The sequence below is a fragment of the Nocardia sp. NPDC004718 genome (assembly GCF_053601535.1).
Map to the genome: position 1 here is coordinate 154,944 of NZ_JBSGCA010000009.1, position 17,725 is coordinate 172,668.

The window sequence follows — 17,725 nt, forward strand, 5'->3', positions numbered from 1 at the left end:
GATTCAAGCGTATGCGACGTCCCAGCGCTTGATCCCGTTCAGCCAGCCCGACCGCAGCCGCACCGGCTCGGACACCTGGCGCAGGTTGGGCATCACGTCGGCGATGGCGTTGAACATCAGATCGATCTGCAACCGGGCCAGGTTCGCGCCGACGCAGTAGTGCGTGCCGGTGCCGCCGAAGCCCACGTGCGGGTTCGGATCGCGCAGCACGTCGAAGGTGAACGGATCCGCGAACGCTTCCTCGTCGAAATTGGCCGAGCTGTAGAACAGTCCGAGCCGTTGGCCCTTCTTGATCTCTTGGCCCCCGAGCACGGTGTCCTGGGTGGCGGTGCGCTGGAATGCCGTGACCGGGGTGGCCCACCGGACGATCTCGTCGGGCGCGGTGCGCGGACGCTGCTGCCGGTAGATCTCCCACTGCTCGGGATGGTCCACGAACGCTTTCATGCCGTGGGTGATCGAGTTGCGCGTGGTCTCGTTGCCCGCCACCGACAGCAGGATGACGAAGAACGCGAACTCGTCCGAGCCGAGGTGCTCGCCGTCGATATCGGCGTTCACCAGCTGGGTGACGATGTCCTCGGCCGGGCAGGCGCGCCGCTGTTCGGCCATGTTCCAGGCGTAACCCATCACCTCGGCGGTGGCGGCGTGGTGATCGCCCTCGAACTCGGGATCGTCGTAGGAGATCATCTGGTTGGACCAGTCGAAGATCTTCTTGCGGTCCTCCTGCGGGATGCCGATCAGCTCGGCGATGGCCTGCAACGGCAGTTCACAGGCGACCTGTTCGACGAAGTCGCCGCTGCCGGACTTTCGGGCCTCGTGCACGATCCGCGCGGCGCGTTCGGTCAATGCGGCGCGCAGGCTCTCCACCGCCCGCGGGGTGAAGCCCTTGGAGATGATGCGGCGGGTCTTGGTGTGCTTGGGCGGGTCTTGGTTGAGCAGCAGCATGTCGCCGAGCATGTCGATCTGCTCGCGCGTGGTCTCCTCGTTGAACCGGATGATCGCGGTGTTCTCGTGCGAGGAGAACACCTCGGGATTCTTCGAGATCTCCTTGATGTGCGCGAGCTTGGAGACGACCCAGTAGCCGCCGTCGTCGAAACCGCTGGCCCGATCGGACTGGGCGCACCACCACACCGGGGCGGTGCGGCGCAGTTCGGCGAACTCCTCGATGGGCAGGCGGGTGGCGAGCAGATCGGGGTCGGTGAAGTCGAACCCCGTCGGGATCGAGGGCGTGGTCACGGTCACGGCTAACTCCTACGGCGGTCTGGGCGCAGACCTTGACGAACACGGTCAAGGTAGATGCAACCACAGAACCAGGCTTCGTGAACACCGTTTAGTAAAACCCGTTTACTTTTGTCTCCGCGCGGTATCTGTCACCCGATCGCCCGGAGCGGCGGCGGGACTTCACGCGAATCGAGTCAGAGCACCGGTGACAGCGGCGGGGGACGCCAGCGCCCCTGGACGGCCTCCGCCTTCGGCGCGTACAGGCGCAGGGTCAGCGAGAATTGTCCGGATTCGGGAATGGGCAGCCAGTTCCCGGCCGCGACGCCCGCCCTCGGGTCGGCGTACTGCAACGCGATGTCGGCGGACCCATCGGGATTCACCGTCACCGGATCCGGATGGCCGACCGCGTAGATGCCGGCCGGATTGGGCACCAGGTAGTTGTCGGCGGCATAGGCGGTCAGCGACCAGAACTCGTTCACGGGCGGCAACTGGCCGGGCGCGAAATGCAGCCGGAATCGGCCCGTACCACCTCCGGCGTCCGTCGACGCGAACAGCGTCGGATAGTAGGCGTTCTCGGTCATCAGGCTGGCGCCGAGCGCCACGTGGGCGATGGCGGCGCGCAGCAGATAGTTGGTGCCGAACCTGCCGACGTCGGGATCGACCAGCCAGCCGTTCTCGTTGACCGTCCGCGTACCCAGGGACACCGGGATCTGCTGCCGTGCGGTCTCCACCGCCGCCGTGAGCTCGGTATCCGAGATGCCCTCGACTGTGCCACCCGGCCGGATCCCGATCTTCTCGAACCGCCGCATGGCGGGCGCGTCCTCGGGCGCGGTCGGGTTGGTCGACAGCAACGCGCACATCCGGTCGAAGAACACCCGCGGGTCCATCCCGGCGACCCACTCGGGTGGCGGCTGTACGTTCGCTTGCCCGGTCCCGTTGGGCGCAGGCGGCTCGATGCCCGCCGTCCAGGCGCTCAACGGCACCAATCGCAATCCCTCTTGCGCGGCGCGCACCGCCGGGAGATCGTTCTCGCCGTCGACCTGGATCCGGATGACCAGCCACACCGTCGGCGTCGGCATCGGCAACGGCGTGAGACCTTTCGGCAGCGCACCCGACCAGCTGGGACCGGTCACCGCATAGGTATACGGCGGCCCGGCCGACTCGGTCGCCGGCCGACGGCTGCTGGGGTTGTGCACATTGTTCGTCCAGGCGTCCGTCACCTTGGCCAGCCAGAACCGGCCCTCGCCCATCGCGGGGACGCTCAGCACCATCGGCTCGCTCGCCACATCGAGCCACGCGGTAGAACGCAGCGTATCCCGGTCGAGCCGGACCACGTCTCGCTGCGCCGGAGTGGGCAACGAGGCGGCGTGGTGAAAACGGTTGATGGGTGTGACCATCTCCGCGGCCACCCGGGTCACGTCCAGCAGCACCAGCGGGTAGCCGAATATGTAGGCGTCTTTGGCGATCGTGGCGGCGTCACCCGGGACGGGATGCGGCCCGGAATCCTGGCCGAATCCGCCACATGCCGCCGATCCGAACGCGACCACCGACGACACCGCGATGCCGAGCGCCGTGCGCCGCGACATCGTGAGCTTGCCTTCGGTCCTCTCGTCCATGATCCGCTCCGCCTCCGATCCTATCGGCACCGCGATTCCCGCACCGGAGCGCGACCGCACTCCGCGACGGAAATCGCAGTTCTAGGGCGTTTGCGGAGGTTCGCCGCGAGACCACGCGGGTAGGAACGCCGCGCGCCGCCCGCGCTCAGAACTCCAGGACGGTGTTCATGATGGTGCCCGCACTGGTGGCCACCACCCCGCCGATCATCGCGCCCGCGATCATCTTCGGCGACTGCAATCCGCCGCCGCTCCACTTCTCCCAGGCGAATCTGCCGCCCGCGTAGATGATGCTGACGATGCCCGACGCGAGCGCGAACCAGGTCAGGTACCGGACGAACTGTAAGAGCTTGTCCGCCAGAGGCGGCGCCTCCGGGGTCGGATTGCCGATCTGCGCCAACGTCGTGAACGAATCGCCGACCGACGCCAGAATGATGCTCACCGTCTACTCCCTCTACGCTCGAATACAACCCTGCCGCCGACCAGCCGTTTTGCGAAAGCCGTTCGACCACCGATGAATTCGGCCACGAACCAGGATACGGGCCCACACGCCGCCGCGGTGTGCGCACTGCGCGGAACCTTCGCGCCCAGCGGCGGAACGGGCAGCAGGCTCAGGAGTTCGGCTACCCGGGCGCTGGCGAGAGAAACACGAACTTCCCTGCGCTACATGGACCTGACTGCATCGCGGCGAGCGAACGGATACGATCTTCTCAGCGAATCACTTGCCCCTGTCCCGAATCCAGAATGAGCGAACGACAATGATCCTGGCCGCCGCTTACGACACCCTGGCGCAGATCGGCAATCCCAGCCCCGAGGCACCGCCGATCTCCGACAAGTTCCTCCAACTGGTCCGCTACCTGACGTGGTTCGTGCTCCTGTCGGGCATCTGCGGCATCATCTACGCCGGTGGCCGCTTCGCCTGGGAGAAGTGGACCGGCGGCGGGCTCGAGTCACCGAAGATGGTGGCCGGAGCCATGATCGGCGGGGTGGTGGCCACCAGCGCGGGCACCATCATGAACGCCGTCATCGGCTGATCCGCCGCGGACCGAATCGCGAACCGCCATAGCTTTTCACTATGACAAGCGGGCGATGCGCGGTGCGCAGGGCAGGTTCGCGCTGTCAGCGCAGAATGCCCGCGTTTCGCGCTGCGCGCAGCCAGTCCGGGAACTTCCCGAGCAAACGGGCGTAGAGCTGCGCGTCGTCGACCTGATCGATGTCGTCGAGTGCGAAGAAGCCCGCGTTGTCGACCGCCCGGTCGGACAATTCGTCCAGAGCGCGCAGCAGACCGTAGTTGGCGCGACCGAGCCCGACGAACTGCCAGAAGGCAGGCAACCGCGCGGCTTCGCGCATGAGCGCCGTGATCTCGCGCTTCTTGGCGAAGCCGCCGTCGGTGAAGAACAACACGAGCGTGGGGCGGCCACGCGGGCGCAACGAGTCGATGATGTCGCGCATGACCGGTAGTTCGTCGTTGCGGCCGCCGAGCCGGTCGTAATCGATGTCGCCGTGGGTTCCGCCGAGATGCAGATAGGTCCGGGCCCACTCGTCACCGTGCTCGACGGTGATGTCGGGCAGCTTGGCGAACGAGAGGGCGTACAGGTACGCCTCCAGGGTGCCGTCGTCGTCGAGCTGGGTGGCCACCGGAATCATCCGCTGCACGACGCGGTGCACCACCTGATCGCGGTACTGCCGTTGCATGCTGCCGGTCTTGTCGATGACCAGCACGACGCGGGCACGGATGCCGAAAGCGTCCTTGTCGATGAGGACCTTCGCGACCTCACGCTTGCGCAGGTCCAGTTTCGCGCGCTTTTCGAAGGACAGCTTCGCCTCGCCGGGAACGGTGAACACGTCCGCCGCCGGGACGAGATCCGGCACGGCCCGATCCGGAGAAGGAACGTTCGCACCGGCGGGTTCCTCGTCCACACTCACCCCGTGATCGGTGACCAGCGCGGCGAACCCGCCCGCATAGCCTTGCCCGACCGCACGCACCTTCCACGCCCCCTGGCGGCGGTACAGCTCGAGCGCGATCACCACGGATTCGCTGCTCAACCCTTCGATGCGGTACTCGTACAGAACGTTTCCCGCGGGGTCGGCGACCGTGGCGACCGGCGGCGCGAACCGGCCGAAGGTCTGCGCCGGATCGTCGAGGGTGAGCACCGCACGCAACTGGGCGACGTCCGCGGGCAGATCACCCAGCGAAACCGACAGCACTCCGGGCGTTCCCGCCGCCAGCGAGACACCGGGCGCGCTGGGCTGGTTGAAGAACACGAAATCCGCGTCGGATCGCACGCGCCCCGCTTCGGTCACCAGGAGCGCCGACACATCGACCGCCGCCTCGGTGCGCACCGACACCAGTACGTGAGCCAGGTCCAGCACACCGTTCTGACCTTTGACCAATGCCGCGCCCATCGAGACTCCCAGCCGTCGTCACTCCGCAATCGCCACCGGGATCAGGGTAAGGCCGGCCCGGGCCGGATGCGGTGTGTTCGCCGCGGCGATACCGGTTCACCCGCCGCCGAATTCGATATCGCCGTCAGCGGTTACCGGTGCCGGTCAGCGTGGCCATCGGCGGCCGATCGGCCAGGGGCGCCCCGCCCGGCACCGCATGCCGGCTCGAGCACGCCGGTTGCCGTCACCGTGGCTCCCCGTTCCGCGACGGCAGCGCGAGACTGAGCACGACGAGCACCAGCGCGGTCGCCGCGACCACCCACAGCACAGTGACGCAGGCGGCGAGGAAGGTGTGCGCGGCGGCGATCTGTCCGGCCAGGTCGGACCCCGCGCCGGGACAGGTATGCGCGTCGAGGTGCGGGGTGGGTGAACGCAGCGCCGATTCGGCGCAGTCGGCGAACAACGTGACGACACCGTCGCGCTGGGCGGTCGTCGCCGGGGAGTTCGTCAGCGATGCCGCCAGAACGGCTTTCGCGTGACCGACGCCGAGGTCGGTGTCGGCGTCGACCCGGCGGAAGAACAGCGCGCCGAGTACCGCCACGCCCAGCGAACTGCCGATCTGCTGCACGGTCGGCACCGTTCCGGACGCCGAACCGGTCGCCCGTTCCGCGACGCCCGCCATCATGGCCGCGGGCAGCGGCGCGGCGAACAGCCCCATCCCGGCTCCGGCGGCGAACACCGGGACGGCGAGCCGCCCCAGATCGATCGCCGCGTCCTCGGGATCGACGGTCGACGCGATGACCACGATGGCGACCGCGAACACCAGCACGCCGAGGGTGAGCCCGCGACCGCCGAGCCTCGCCACCAGGATCGGCGAGGTCAGCGCGCCACATGCGCCGCCGATCGCGAAGGGCAGAACCAGGATTCCGGTTCGCAAGGCGGTGAATCCCAGCCCGGATTGCGCCATCACCGACACGGTGAACAAGAACGCGGCGAAGATCCCGAAGAACAGCAGCGTGAGCACGGAGCCGACCGCGAAGCCCCGGTCCGCGAAGAGATCGATCCGCAGCAGCGGGCTTTCCCCGGCCCGCAGCCGCCTGCGCTGATGCCAGACGAATACGACGAGCAGCCCGAGCCCGGCGCCGAGCAGCCCGAACAGCCGCGGCGGCCAGTGTTGTTCCCGTCCGGCCGCGAGCGGATACAGCAGGGCGACCAGTCCGCTGCTCGCCAGCAGCGCGCCGGCGACATCCAGCCGTTCCCTGGTCGGGGGCCCGCCGACGTGCAGATGCCGGTGCGCGAGCAGCAAGCCGAGCACGCACAGCGGCACGTTCAGCAGGAAGATCGCGCGCCAGCCCAGGCCGAACGGATCGGAAGCGATGACCGCGCCGCCGAGCAACGGCCCCACGATGGCCGCCAGACCGGCGGCCGCGCCGTAGAACCCGAAGGCCAACGGCTGCTTGCCCTTCGGGAACACCGCGCTGATGATGGCGATGACCTGCGCGGACATCGCGGCGGCGGACAGGCCCTGGACAGCGCGCGCCGCGATCAGCTCGCCGGGCAGGTGGGCCAGGCCGCACCACACCGAGGCCATGGTGAACGCCGCCATGGCGCCGAGGAAGACGCGCCGCCGCCCGATCGACTCCCCGACCCGCGCGGCGGTCATCAGCGTGCCCGCGAAGGCCAGGCTGTAGCCCGCCACGACGAACACTTGCGCCGAACCGGGCGCCGCCAGGTCCCTCGCGATGCTCGGCAGAGCGGTGTTGACGATCGTCATGTCCAACATCTGCATGAACACCGCGAGCAGGCACGCGCCCAGCGCGGCCCACTCCGCCGGGCCGACGACCACCGAAGGCGTGCCGGTGGCGATGCTCGCTCGCGTACTCATGGAAGGGCGCCGACCCGCACCGCGCGGTCGCCTTTCGCGGCGACGTCGGCCACGACCGCCTGCATGGCGGTGACGTAGCGTCCGATCGCCTCGTGCGCCTGCGGGGTGTCGGGGAACAGCAGGCTGAGGGTGGTGACGTCGGTGAACCTGTTGATCCAGATGTAGACCTCGCGCGAACTGCCGCGGTTGGCGAACATGCCGCCGTCGATCTTGTCGAACATCTCGACGCCCGCCATCTTGCGAATGTCCAGGTAGGACAGCATGCGTGCGTTCCAACCCGGCCGAGTTCGGATACCGAGCTCGGGCGGCGCCAGTTGCAGTGCCCGGTGCAGGGACACGTCGGTCAGATCTTTGCCCTGGTCATATGCCTGCTGCGCCGCCGCTACCACTTCCGCGAACGACTGCCCGGCGCCCACCGAGAAGGCCACCGGGATCAAATTCGTGTACCACCCGACCGAGGCGGCCTCGCCGTCGGTGCGGCGCGTGTTCACCGGCGTGAGACCGAAATACCAGTCGCCACCCGCCAGTTCGATCTCCGCGAGCGCGGCCGCGGCGAACAGTCCGCCGGTGAACCGGCCGTCGTGCGCCCGGCAGGCCTCCTCGAAGCGCAGCGCACCCGGTTCGTCGATGAGGACGGTGGTCACCTGCGCGCCCCGGACGTGCTGGCCTCCGTCGACCCGCAGGTCCACCGGGAAACCGGGCACGTCACCGCCGTTGCGCCGCAGCAGATCCAGCCAGACGGAGATCTGCGGTGAGTCGGCGGTCAGCTCGGCGCTGTGGCGGCGCTCGCGCGCGCAGTACGCGATGTGGCCGGTCACCGGCGCGGGAGTCAGGCTGCCGCCGGACAATTCGCTGCCGTAGAGCGTCAGCAGGTCCACGCACGACAGTGCTTGTGCCACACCGTCGGTGTGCAGGTGATCAACCGCCGCGTACATCGTGAACGACTCCGCGTGCTCGATCACGCCGAAACTGAAGCAGTCCCAGTCCAGCGGGCCGGGCGTCTCGGCGAAGACGTGCGCTCGGATGGTGTCGCTTTCGGTGTGTACGCCGTGTTCGATAGGCACCATCCGGATGTCCGCCGGGTCGAGTACCCGGCGCTCCACCCGGTCCTCCGGGGTGCGGACGAACCAGCTCCAGAACGTGTCGTGCCTGCGCAGGAAAGCGTCGATCGTGCGCGTGAGCGCGGCATGGTCCGGGGCGCCGGGAATCGTGAACGCGAGCATGCACACCCGCGAAACGCGGAAGCCCGCATCGGCATTGCGGTACGTGGCGCGCAGGTATTCCTCCTGCTGATGCGACGGCGGCGCCGGATGCGACGGGGCGCGGCGCGCCGCGGCGAGCGATTCCGGCGCCGCGCGCCAGCTGGTGAGCTTTCCCGCGGCGGGATGCCATTCGTCGATGAAACCGAAATTGACCACAGGTGTTCTCGATTCGTACCGGCGAGGAGAAATCCTCGGCTGAACCCCCATGAAAGTTAACGACTTCGATCATCCGACGACCATGGTTGGCACGGAATCTTGTGACCACCACCAGCAGGCGACGCGGGCGGCTCGTCGAGTTTCCCAAGAATGCTCGCGAGCGCTTGCCGGGCAACGTGGCCGCGCCCTACTTTCGCCACGACTACGGTGCACGAAGCGGGTTCGGAGGTCTTGCGTGCGGGCACGAACGACAGGCAGGCCAGGCGCGATCATCACCTCGATCGCCGTCGCGCTCGCCGCGACACTGCTGTCACCGGCCTGGCCTGCGGCGACAGCGGAACCTACGGCCCAGACGCCGGACACGGTGACCGCGGATGACGCCCGAGTGGTCGGCATCGAACCTGGCACCGGTCGGCTGACCGACGTGCGGATCCATTCCGCCGCGATGGGCACCACGATCCCGGTGAAAGTCATCCGCGCACCGGATATTTCGGCACCCGCGCCGACGCTGTATCTGCTCAACGGAGCCAGCGGCGGCTCGGAAGGAAGCAACTGGACCGATCGGACCGATATCGAGGATTTCTTCCGGGACAAACAAGTGAATGTCGTCGTGCCCATGGGCGGCGAGGGAAGTTATTTCGCGGATTGGCGGGCGGACGACCCGGTACTGGGCAGGCAACGCTGGACGACATTTCTCACCAGAGAACTGCCGCCGCTGATCGATGCCACTTTCGCCGGCAACGGCGCCAACGCCGTCGCCGGAATCTCCATGGCGGCCACCTCGGTATTCCAGCTCGCCCTCAACGCCCCCGGGCTCTATCGAGCCGTCGGCTCCTACAGCGGGTGCGTCCGCACCAGCGATCCGCAAGGCCAAGCCATGGTCGCCGCCGTCGTCACCCGCTGGCGCGGCAACGCCCTCAACATGTGGGGCCCGCCCACCGATGCCCGATGGGCCGCCAACGACCCGTACCTGCACGCGGATCAACTGCGCGGCACTGCCATCTACGTCTCCACCGGCACCGGCGCACCCGGACCGTTCGACCGGCCCGACGGGCCCGGCATCGACGGCAATCGCGACAAACTGGTCAGCCAGCTCGTCACCGGCGGCTTCCTGGAGGCGATCATCAACCAGTGCGCTCACGACCTGAGCGACCGATTGCGTGCATTGAACATCCCCGCGACGTTCGACTTCCGCACCTCCGGCACGCACTCCTGGGGCTACTGGCAAGAGGACCTGCACAACTCGTGGCCGCTGATCGCCGCGGCGGTGGCGTCCCCCGCCACCGGATAGCCGGGGATCGGACGGACCGCGTCACCGGGCGCGGGAAGATTCCGCAGCGCCGGTGATATTGCGCGCCATCCCGCCGAAGATAACCGCGTGGAACGGCGCGATGGATTTCCAGTACAGATGCCCGGCCAGCCCGTGCGGTTCGAACACCGCGCACTGGCGGTAGGTGGCGCCCGGACCGTCCGGCTCGACCGCGAGCTCGAGCCACGCCCGTCCCGGTACCCGCATCTCGGCGCGCAGGCGCAGCGTCCGAGGTCGTTCGATCCGCTCCACCCGCCACCAATCCAACGCCTCCCCTTCGTGCAGCCGGTGTGGATCGCGGCGGCCACGGCCGAGACCGACGCCGCCGGCGAGCCGGTCGATCCAACCGCGCAGCGACCAGGCCAGCGGGAAGGAATACCAGCCGTGCTCGCCCCCGATAGCCTCGATCACCCGCCACAGCGTGGCGGGGTCGGCATCGGTGTGGCGTTCGCGCACGTCCCGGTACAGCGACCCGCCCGACCACGCCGGGTCGGTGGGCAGCGGGTCCGACGGCGCGCCCGGCGGATGGGCGTCCGACCACCTGGTCGGTACGTCCAGATCGCGAATCTTCTGCAGCGCCAACGCCACTGCTCTGCGGTAACCGGTCGGTCCGTCCGGTGGGTCCGGGATGAGGCCCGCGATCGCGTGGTCGCGGCAGACCACGTCGTTGATCAGCGACTCCATGAGCGGAACGGCGATCGCGCGCGGCACCGGGGTCACCAGATTCACCCACTGCGCCGACAACCACGGCGTCAGCACCGGCACCGGCACGATCAGCCGTCGCGGCAGCTGGGCCACTTCGGCGTAGGCGCGCATCATCTGCACGTAGGTCAGCACGTCCGGGCCGCCGATGTCGAACGCGCCGCCCGCGCCTTCGGGCAGCGTCGCCGCCTGCGTCAGGTAATACAGCACGTCACGCACCGCGATCGGCTGGATCCGGTTGCGCACCCAGCGCGGGGTGACCATCAGCGGCAGACGCTCGGTCAGATAGCGCAGCATTTCGAAACTGGCCGAGCCGGAACCGATGATCACCGCGGCCCGCAGCACCAGGGCGGGTACCGCGCCCGCCTGCAGGATCTCGCCGACTTCGGTGCGGGAGGCCAGGTGCCGCGACAGCCGCTGCGCACCCGGGACGATGCCGCCCAAGTAGACGATCCTGGTCAGCCCCGCGTGCGCCGCCTCGGCCGCGACCAGCGTGGCGGCCTCCCGGTCCACCGTGTCGAAGTCGGCGCGGGTCAGCGAATGGACCAGGTAGTACAGCACCTCCTGCCCCGCCAGCGCGTCGCGCACGTCGGCGGCCGAGGTCACGTCGCCCGCCACCACCTCGACGCGGTCGCGCCAGGGCGCCTCGGCGAGCTTGCCGGGTGTGCGTGCCAGCACGCGAACCGAGTGACCCGCGCGCAGCAACTCCGGCACCAGTCGTCCGCCGATGTAGCCGGTCGCTCCGAACACCACACACCGCACGGCAACCACCCTTCCGATGACTTGCTCAGGTGATGACCGGGGATGCCGGGGCCAAACCGCGACTCCAGTGCGCACAGGACCCGGAATCGACCGCGTCGCCTGATCACGAGTCCCGCTCGATCTCGTGGCGCGTGCCAGACTGGGCCGGTGAGCGAACGCAGCAAAAGCGACAAACCGGACGAACTCACACCGCGTGATCGCGGTGATGTCATCGGTGTGGGCCTGCTGTGGCTGGCCAAGTGGGCGCTGTGCATCGTCGCGATCGCGGCGGGCGCGTGGGTGCTCGGCTTCGTGGTCGCCCGGCTGTGGGTGGTGATCCTGCCGGTGGCGCTGGCGATCGTGATCGCCACCGTGCTGTGGCCGCCGGTGCGCTGGCTCACCGCCCGCGGCTTGCCGCCCGCCGCGGCGGCCTCGCTCGCGGTGCTCGGTTTCCTCGGTGTGCTGGCCGGTGTGATCGCGCTGATCGTGCCCTCGGTGGTCGACCAGGTCCCGGAACTGGCCGACAAGGCGAGCGCGGGCGTCAACCAGGTGCGCGACTGGTTGCAGGGGCCGCCGTTGCGAATCCGCGAAGAGCAGCTGAATTCCGCGGTCGACGCCATCGTGTCACGGTTGCAGTCGAGTTCCGCGCAGATCGCCACCGGCGTATTCAGCGGCGTGACCACCGCGACGTCGGCGCTGATCACCCTGTTCCTCGTGCTGGTACTGAGCTTCTTCTTCGTCAAGGACGGGCCGCGTTTCCTGCCCTGGCTGCACAGCGTCTCCGGCAGCCGCGGCGGCAGGCACCTGGAAGAGGTGCTCAGCCGGATCTGGGTCGTGCTCGGCGGGTTCATCCGGACCCAGGCGCTGGTCAGCCTGGTCGACGCGGTGCTCATCGGCGCCGGTCTGGTCATCCTCGGGGTGCCGCTGGCGTTGGTGCTCGCGGTGATCACCTTCCTCGGCGGATTCGTGCCGATGGTCGGCGCGTTCGTCGCGGGCGCCCTCGCGGTGCTGGTCGCGCTGGTGGGCAACGGCTTCGTCACCGCGCTGATCGTGCTCGGCATCGTCGTGGCCGTGCAGCAACTGGAGGGCAACGTGCTGCAACCGGTGTTGCAGAGCCGCAGCATGCAGTTGCACGCGGTCATCGTGCTGCTGGCGGTCACGGCGGGCGGCTCGCTCTACGGGATCGTCGGCGCGTTCCTGGCCGTGCCGGTCGTCGCGATCGCCGCGGTGGTCCTGCGTTACCTCGGCGAGCAGATCGACGCGGCCACCGCGCCACCGCGGGAACCGGAGAGCGAACCCGCGGACTGACGCAGGACCGCGCACCATCCTTGCACTCAGTCCGAATGTAACTATCGCCGTCGCCCCCTGCGGTTTCTAGCGTCAGTGGACATGACAACTGATGTGGGCACCCCGCTCAACGACATCGCCGACGCGACGGCGAAGGCGGTCGCCGACGACCCGGCGAACGCGCTGGTGGTGTTCCGTGCCTCCGGGATTCCGGAGGGGACGGTGGGCAGCGCGATCAGCCTCGGCCGACACACCGTGCGCGTGGACGAACCGCCCGCGCTCGGCGGCGCGGACACCGCGCCCAATCCGGTCGAGGTGTACCTCGCGTCGCTCATCGCCTGTCAGGTGGTGACCTATCGGTTCTGGGCCCAGCGCCTCGGCATCACGATCGACGAACTGGCGGTGAGCGCCGAAGGCGATCTCGACGTGCGCGGGTTCTTCGGCTTGGATGAAAACGTTCGCCCCGGCTTCCAGGCGGTGCGGGTGACCGTCCGCCTCAGCGGGCCCGAGACCGAGCAGCGCTATGCCGAACTCCAGCGGGCCGTCGACGCGCACTGCCCGGTACTGGACCTCACGACCGGGCGCACTCCGGTCGACACCAGGCTGATCACCGATTAGCCGCCGTCCCAACCAGCTCGATCACTCACCAGAAGGAGGACCTTCCCGATGACCGAACCCGACCTGTCCCAGAACTGGAGCTTCGAGACGAAGCAGATCCACGTCGGACAGATTCCGGACGGCACGACCAACGCGCGTGCCCTGCCGATCTACCAGACCACCTCCTACACCTTCCGCGACACCGCGCACGCGGCGGCGCTGTTCGGCTTGGCCGAGCCCGGCAACATCTACACCCGGATCATGAACCCGACCCAGGACGCGGTGGAGCAGCGCATCGCCGCCCTGGAAGGCGGCGTGGCCGCTCTGCTGCTGGCCTCCGGGCAGGCCGCGGAGACCTTCGCGATCCTCAACATCGCCGGAGCGGGCGACCACATCGTGTCCAGCCCCCGGCTCTACGGCGGCACCTACAACCTCTTCCACTACTCGCTGCCCAAGCTCGGCATCGAGGTCTCCTTCGTCGACGACCCCGACGACCTCGAGCAGTGGAAAGCCGCCATCCGCCCGAACACCAAGGCGCTGTACGGCGAGACGATCTCCAACCCGCAGAACCACATCCTCGACATCCCGGGGATCGCGGGCGTCGCCCACGACAACGGTGTGCCCTTGATCGTGGACAACACCGTCGCCACGCCGTACCTGATCCAGCCGCTGGCCCACGGCGCCGACATCGTCGTGCACTCGGCCACCAAATACCTCGGCGGACACGGCGCGGCCATCGCGGGCGTGATCGTGGACGGCGGCAAGTTTGACTGGACCGGCGGCCGCTTCCCCGGCTTCACCGAACCCGACCCGAGCTACCACGGTGTCGTGTACGCCGAACTCGGCGCGCCCGCCTACGCGCTGAAGGCGCGCGTGCAACTGCTGCGCGACCTCGGCTCGGCGGTCTCGCCGTTCAACGCGTTCCTGATCAGCCAGGGCCTGGAGACGCTGAGCCTGCGGATCGAGCGGCACGTGCAGAACGCGCAGGCCGTGGCCGAATTCCTCACCACCCGTTCGGAAGTCACCTCGGTGTCCTACGCGGGCCTGCCGTCGTCGCCGTGGTACGAGCGGGGCCGCGCCCTCGCGCCCAAGGGCGCCGGCGCGGTGATCGGCTTCGAGCTGGCGGGCGGCGTCGACGCGGGCAAGCGGTTCGTCGAGGTGCTGCGCCTGCACAGCCACGTGGCCAACATCGGCGACGTCCGCTCGCTGGTGATCCACCCGGCCTCCACCACCCACTCGCAGCTGACCCCCGAAGAACAGCTGGCCGCGGGCGTCACCCCCGGCCTGGTCCGGCTCGCCGTCGGCATCGAGGGAATCGACGACATCCTCGCCGACCTGCGCGCCGGATTCGACGCGGCATCCTGACGCGTTGTCGCTGGCGGGTGGCTCCTGGTCAGGCCGCGAGCGGCCCGGCCGTGACCACCCGCCCGTCGCGGGTGGTCACGGTAACGTGGGGTGTTTCGCTGCCGAGCGCGCGGACGACAGCGAACGCGAGACCGTCCGCGCCGATCGGCACGACGCACTCGTCCAGCGTGGAGGTAACCGACAGGATGACCGCGTCACGGGCGGCGCGGCCGATCACCGCGAACCAGCCGGAGCCAGACGGGTCGGCGGTCTCGGGCCGGAACCGGGTGCCGCGTCGTTGCAACGCCTCCCAGGCGGGGGTGTGCTCGTGCCGAGGCCCGACCGGTCGCGGTGCACCGATCACTGTTCCCCTGGTGGTCCACTGGTCGCCGTCGGGATGGACGAACGCGATGTAGCGGCCCTTGTGGCCATCGATGACGACAGCGACCAAGTCGTCACGCACGACGGCGCTGACCGGTGCAAGGTCCCGGTCAGCTGCCGCGAGGGCATCGAGCGCCACGACGACCGCTGGATGGTCCAGTGTGTCCATCGGCTGTGCCCTTCCCTGCCGAGTCAGCAGATCGCGGAGGTGGTGGCGCTGTCGTCGCCGCCGTCGTCCCAGGTCCCGTGCACCGCGGTCAGTTTCACTTCCGTGTGGAATCCGTAAAGGATTCCCGCCGACGAGCAAGACGCCGAATACAGCACTTCCACGTCGGGGGTTGTGGAGGTGTCAATCCGTTCGGCGTGCTTGTACCACTTCCCGTCGGCAGCATCGTAACGCCACAGCTTGGTGGTGACGCTGCGCATCTCCGGTCGACCGGTGCAGTGCACTTTGAACCCGAAGTTGATCGGGGCCATCGAGCCGTGGTCGGTCTTCCACGGCTCGATGGCGTGTGGGAAGCACACGATCTCGTCCTTCGCGGCGGGGGTGGGTTCGGCGTTGGCGATGTCGACCGTGCCGGCCACCAGCACACTGGTGAGCACGGCGGCGCGGATGGCGGTAACGATGGTCATGATTTCCTCCGTAACGGGGTTTCCGGATATAGCGCAGTCCGGACGCAGTCCCGGATAGCGCCTAGTACCGCTAGCGCCGACGGCCGGTACGAGTCGCTCGGAGCCTGCGCCCACACCCGGAACCGGTCGCCCACACCATCGGCAGGCGACGGCAACGCGATCTGCGCACCGATCCGAGCGAAAGTCGCGTTCAGCCGGAACAACTCCGAGAACAGCGGCATATCGGCCGGGATGTCCGGCCGCACCAGGAACGTCCACCGCTTCGAACGCGGATGGGAGATGATCGGCCCGGCAGGGTCGCCGAGCTTCGCCATGCGAATCTTCACCGTCGCGCCGAGCTGCGCAGGCACCGTGATCGCACCAAAGCTCCCCGATGGCAGGAAGATACGGCCCAATTCCGGATCGATGCGTGCGGGCAGCCCGCACACGTTCCGGTAGAACCGGCACCGGACCACAGGAGTCTCCAGAATTGTCGTGGGGGCGTCGGCGAGAACTGGTGCCGACCTATTCATCGCGGCCCCCGCCACGCCACCGCCGCCGGTCTATCCCGGTGACTGGAGCGAGGTTGATCAAGTATTCGCGGGGGACGTCGTGGCGGTCATCCACGATCACGGTCCCCACCCACCCGCACGGGCCGGGAATGTTGCGGACATGCTGCCCGAGCCGCCCGTTCTCGAGCGGCGCTAGCTGTAGGCAGTGCTGGGTTCCTGGGCATCGCACCCGCGCCAACGGCCCGTACGGTGTGCCATCGGTGGTTTCCCACTGTCCGATCCTCGACAGCCGGACCTCGTCACCCTCTCCCATCCCGCAGCGATCCCCTTCTCGTCGAATGGAAAGCACCCGGCGCCAGGGGCTTTCGTCACCCCCCAACGACGTCATGGACGCCGATGGTGTGCCCTGATCAGGTAAGGGCTTCACCCACCGCCGGGGCTTGGCTACGACTCTGGACCCAACACAGCCCGCGAAGTATCAAGCTTTTTAGTACTCCGGTACGAACGGATGTCGTTGAATGGAAAGGTGAGCGAAATGGATGACCGCGCCGCAATCGCAGCACGCGTGGCCCAAGCCCAGAAGCTCGCCGGCCTGACACAGAAGGCACTGGCGGAGAAAACGAACCTCTCCGTCGGAATTGTTCGTGCGGTCGAGCAACGGACGGCCCCCGCATCGCCGGCGTTTCTCGGAGCCGTGTCCAAGGCCCTCCGGGTCAGTGTTGCCGACCTGACTGGACAGCCGTATCCACCTGCACCTGGCCCCGACACCGAGGTACACGCAGCAGTCGGGTGCTGCGAAATGAGCTGGCCGCTTACGATCTGGATAACGACAACGTTTCTCACGTGCGCCCTTTCGGACAGATCAAGGCCGACGTCGAGCAGGTGTGCCGATATCGCCGTGCCGCGTCATTCCACAAACTCGGCCACTCTCTGCCACCGCTGCTCGGTGAGGTACGCGCTGCGGTGCACCGCACCAGCCGCCGGGAGCGGGATCAAGCGCTCGTTCTGCTGTGCGAGCTGTACTACTCCGCGCACAGCCTCGCCCACAAACTCGGGTATTGCGACCTCGCCGCCGTGGCCGTCGATCGGCTCGCATGGGCAGCCGCCGAGTCCGGTAACGAACTGTGGATCGCCACCGGTCAATTCCACCGTGCGGCGCTTCTCACCTCCGGCGGCGACTGGACCGCCGCCCTCAGATTCTTGGAGCGCTGCCGGGCCGGCATCGAACCCCGCCTCGGTGCCGGACACCGCCACGACCTCATCGCCTGGGGCGGCCTGCACCTGCAATCCGGGCTAGCCGCGTCGCGCTCCGGCAAACGCGACCTTGCCAACGAGCACTTGGCGGAGGCCCGGGAGACCGCGCTGCGCCTCGGTGACGATCGCGACGTCATCCTGTCGTTCGGACCGACGAACGTCGAAATCTGGTCGGTGGCACTTGCCGTGGAGAGCATGGACGGCACCGAAGCCCTCAACCGGGCACGGTCGCTGGTCATCCCGGATGGCACACCGAAGGAGCGCGCGGGTCATCACTACATCGACCTGTCACGCGCATACCTCCTGCATGGAGACCGCACACGCGCTTTGGATGCGCTACTGACCGCGAAAGCGATCGCCCCGGCGCAGACTCGCTGGAATCCAATGGTGCACGAGACAGTGCGGGCGCTGGCTCGTGCGGAAGCACGCAGCGTCGACACCGTCCACGGCTTCGCCGTATGGTGCGG

At 68.3% G+C, this 17,725-nt stretch carries 16 protein-coding genes and 1 pseudogene; 7 read left to right on the forward strand and 10 right to left on the reverse strand.

The window, feature by feature from the left end; translation table 11 throughout:
* Positions 1–3: 3 nt before the first annotated feature.
* From ACWEH3_RS09975 to ACWEH3_RS09985, 3 genes are all read right to left on the reverse strand, one after another.
* Positions 4–1,233 carry a cytochrome P450 gene (locus ACWEH3_RS09975; RefSeq protein ID WP_450015270.1) on the reverse strand — a complete coding sequence of 410 codons (1,230 nt, stop codon included), beginning with the start codon at positions 1,231–1,233 and terminating at the stop codon, positions 4–6.
* Positions 1,234–1,412: 179 nt separating this feature from the next.
* Positions 1,413–2,834 carry a DUF1254 domain-containing protein gene (locus ACWEH3_RS09980; RefSeq protein ID WP_450015195.1) on the reverse strand — a complete coding sequence of 474 codons (1,422 nt, stop codon included), beginning with the start codon at positions 2,832–2,834 and terminating at the stop codon, positions 1,413–1,415.
* A gap of 145 nt (positions 2,835–2,979) precedes the next feature.
* Complete coding sequence (locus ACWEH3_RS09985; protein WP_195077704.1) at positions 2,980–3,273, reverse strand: hypothetical protein; 294 nt, start codon at positions 3,271–3,273, stop codon at positions 2,980–2,982.
* Positions 3,274–3,589: 316 nt separating this feature from the next.
* Between ACWEH3_RS09985 and ACWEH3_RS09990 the strand changes: the two genes are divergently transcribed.
* Entirely contained in the window at positions 3,590–3,865 is a 276-nt protein-coding gene (locus ACWEH3_RS09990; RefSeq protein ID WP_355072692.1) for a hypothetical protein, read from the forward strand.
* An 85-nt stretch (positions 3,866–3,950) separates the two neighbouring features.
* Here the strand turns inward: ACWEH3_RS09990 and ACWEH3_RS09995 are convergent, their stop codons facing one another.
* The 3 genes from ACWEH3_RS09995 to ACWEH3_RS10005 all read right to left on the reverse strand — a co-directional run bounded on the left by ACWEH3_RS09995 (position 3,951) and on the right by ACWEH3_RS10005 (position 8,519).
* Positions 3,951–5,237, reverse strand: coding sequence for a vWA domain-containing protein (locus ACWEH3_RS09995; protein WP_450015196.1), 1,287 nt, complete (start codon positions 5,235–5,237; stop codon positions 3,951–3,953).
* A 223-nt stretch (positions 5,238–5,460) separates the two neighbouring features.
* Complete coding sequence (locus tag ACWEH3_RS10000) at positions 5,461–7,101, reverse strand: MFS transporter (RefSeq protein WP_450015197.1); 1,641 nt, start codon at positions 7,099–7,101, stop codon at positions 5,461–5,463.
* The gene (locus ACWEH3_RS10005) at positions 7,098–8,519 is read right to left on the reverse strand and encodes a condensation domain-containing protein (protein WP_450015198.1); all 1,422 of its coding nucleotides are present in this window, start codon (positions 8,517–8,519) and stop codon (positions 7,098–7,100) included. The genes ACWEH3_RS10000 and ACWEH3_RS10005 overlap by 4 nt, the downstream gene beginning before the upstream one ends.
* Positions 8,520–8,754: 235 nt before the next feature.
* On the opposite strand from ACWEH3_RS10005, the gene ACWEH3_RS10010 reads away from it, so the two are divergent.
* Complete coding sequence (locus tag ACWEH3_RS10010) at positions 8,755–9,810, forward strand: alpha/beta hydrolase (RefSeq protein WP_450015199.1); 1,056 nt, start codon at positions 8,755–8,757, stop codon at positions 9,808–9,810.
* Positions 9,811–9,831: 21 nt separating this feature from the next.
* Here the strand turns inward: ACWEH3_RS10010 and ACWEH3_RS10015 are convergent, their stop codons facing one another.
* The gene (locus tag ACWEH3_RS10015; RefSeq protein ID WP_452358298.1) at positions 9,832–11,283 is read right to left on the reverse strand and encodes an SDR family oxidoreductase; all 1,452 of its coding nucleotides are present in this window, start codon (positions 11,281–11,283) and stop codon (positions 9,832–9,834) included.
* A gap of 156 nt (positions 11,284–11,439) precedes the next feature.
* Here ACWEH3_RS10015 and ACWEH3_RS10020 point away from each other — a divergent pair, with 156 nt between their 5' ends.
* The 3 genes from ACWEH3_RS10020 (at position 11,440) to ACWEH3_RS10030 (ending at position 14,520) form a co-directional block, all read left to right on the forward strand.
* A complete protein-coding gene (locus tag ACWEH3_RS10020) occupies positions 11,440–12,579 on the forward strand; it encodes an AI-2E family transporter (protein ID WP_450015201.1) in 1,140 nt (379 codons plus the stop codon).
* Between the two features lie 81 nt (positions 12,580–12,660).
* Entirely contained in the window at positions 12,661–13,176 is a 516-nt protein-coding gene (locus tag ACWEH3_RS10025) for an OsmC family protein (protein ID WP_450015202.1), read from the forward strand.
* Positions 13,177–13,224: 48 nt separating this feature from the next.
* A complete protein-coding gene (locus ACWEH3_RS10030) occupies positions 13,225–14,520 on the forward strand; it encodes a bifunctional o-acetylhomoserine/o-acetylserine sulfhydrylase (protein WP_450015203.1) in 1,296 nt (431 codons plus the stop codon).
* Between the two features lie 28 nt (positions 14,521–14,548).
* Here ACWEH3_RS10030 and ACWEH3_RS10035 read toward each other — a convergent pair whose 3' ends face one another.
* Genes ACWEH3_RS10035 through ACWEH3_RS10045 form a run of 3 tightly spaced genes read right to left on the reverse strand, consistent with a single transcriptional unit; the run spans position 14,549 to position 15,863 of the window.
* Positions 14,549–15,049: a hypothetical protein gene (locus ACWEH3_RS10035; protein ID WP_452358299.1), complete on the reverse strand. Its 501-nt coding sequence runs from the start codon at positions 15,047–15,049 to the stop codon at positions 14,549–14,551.
* A gap of 23 nt (positions 15,050–15,072) precedes the next feature.
* The gene (locus tag ACWEH3_RS10040) at positions 15,073–15,513 is read right to left on the reverse strand and encodes a hypothetical protein (protein WP_450015205.1); all 441 of its coding nucleotides are present in this window, start codon (positions 15,511–15,513) and stop codon (positions 15,073–15,075) included.
* Positions 15,510–15,863 carry a hypothetical protein gene (locus ACWEH3_RS10045; RefSeq protein WP_450015206.1) on the reverse strand — a complete coding sequence of 118 codons (354 nt, stop codon included), beginning with the start codon at positions 15,861–15,863 and terminating at the stop codon, positions 15,510–15,512. The genes ACWEH3_RS10040 and ACWEH3_RS10045 overlap by 4 nt, the downstream gene beginning before the upstream one ends.
* Before the next feature lie 676 nt (positions 15,864–16,539).
* Here ACWEH3_RS10045 and ACWEH3_RS10050 point away from each other — a divergent pair.
* Together ACWEH3_RS10050 and ACWEH3_RS10055 are read left to right on the forward strand one after the other, a co-directional pair.
* Positions 16,540–16,722, forward strand: a pseudogene (locus ACWEH3_RS10050) (helix-turn-helix domain-containing protein); the annotation flags it as partial.
* Between the two features lie 125 nt (positions 16,723–16,847).
* On the forward strand, positions 16,848–17,725 hold an 878-nt coding region (locus ACWEH3_RS10055), incomplete at its 3' end, for a hypothetical protein (protein ID WP_452358300.1).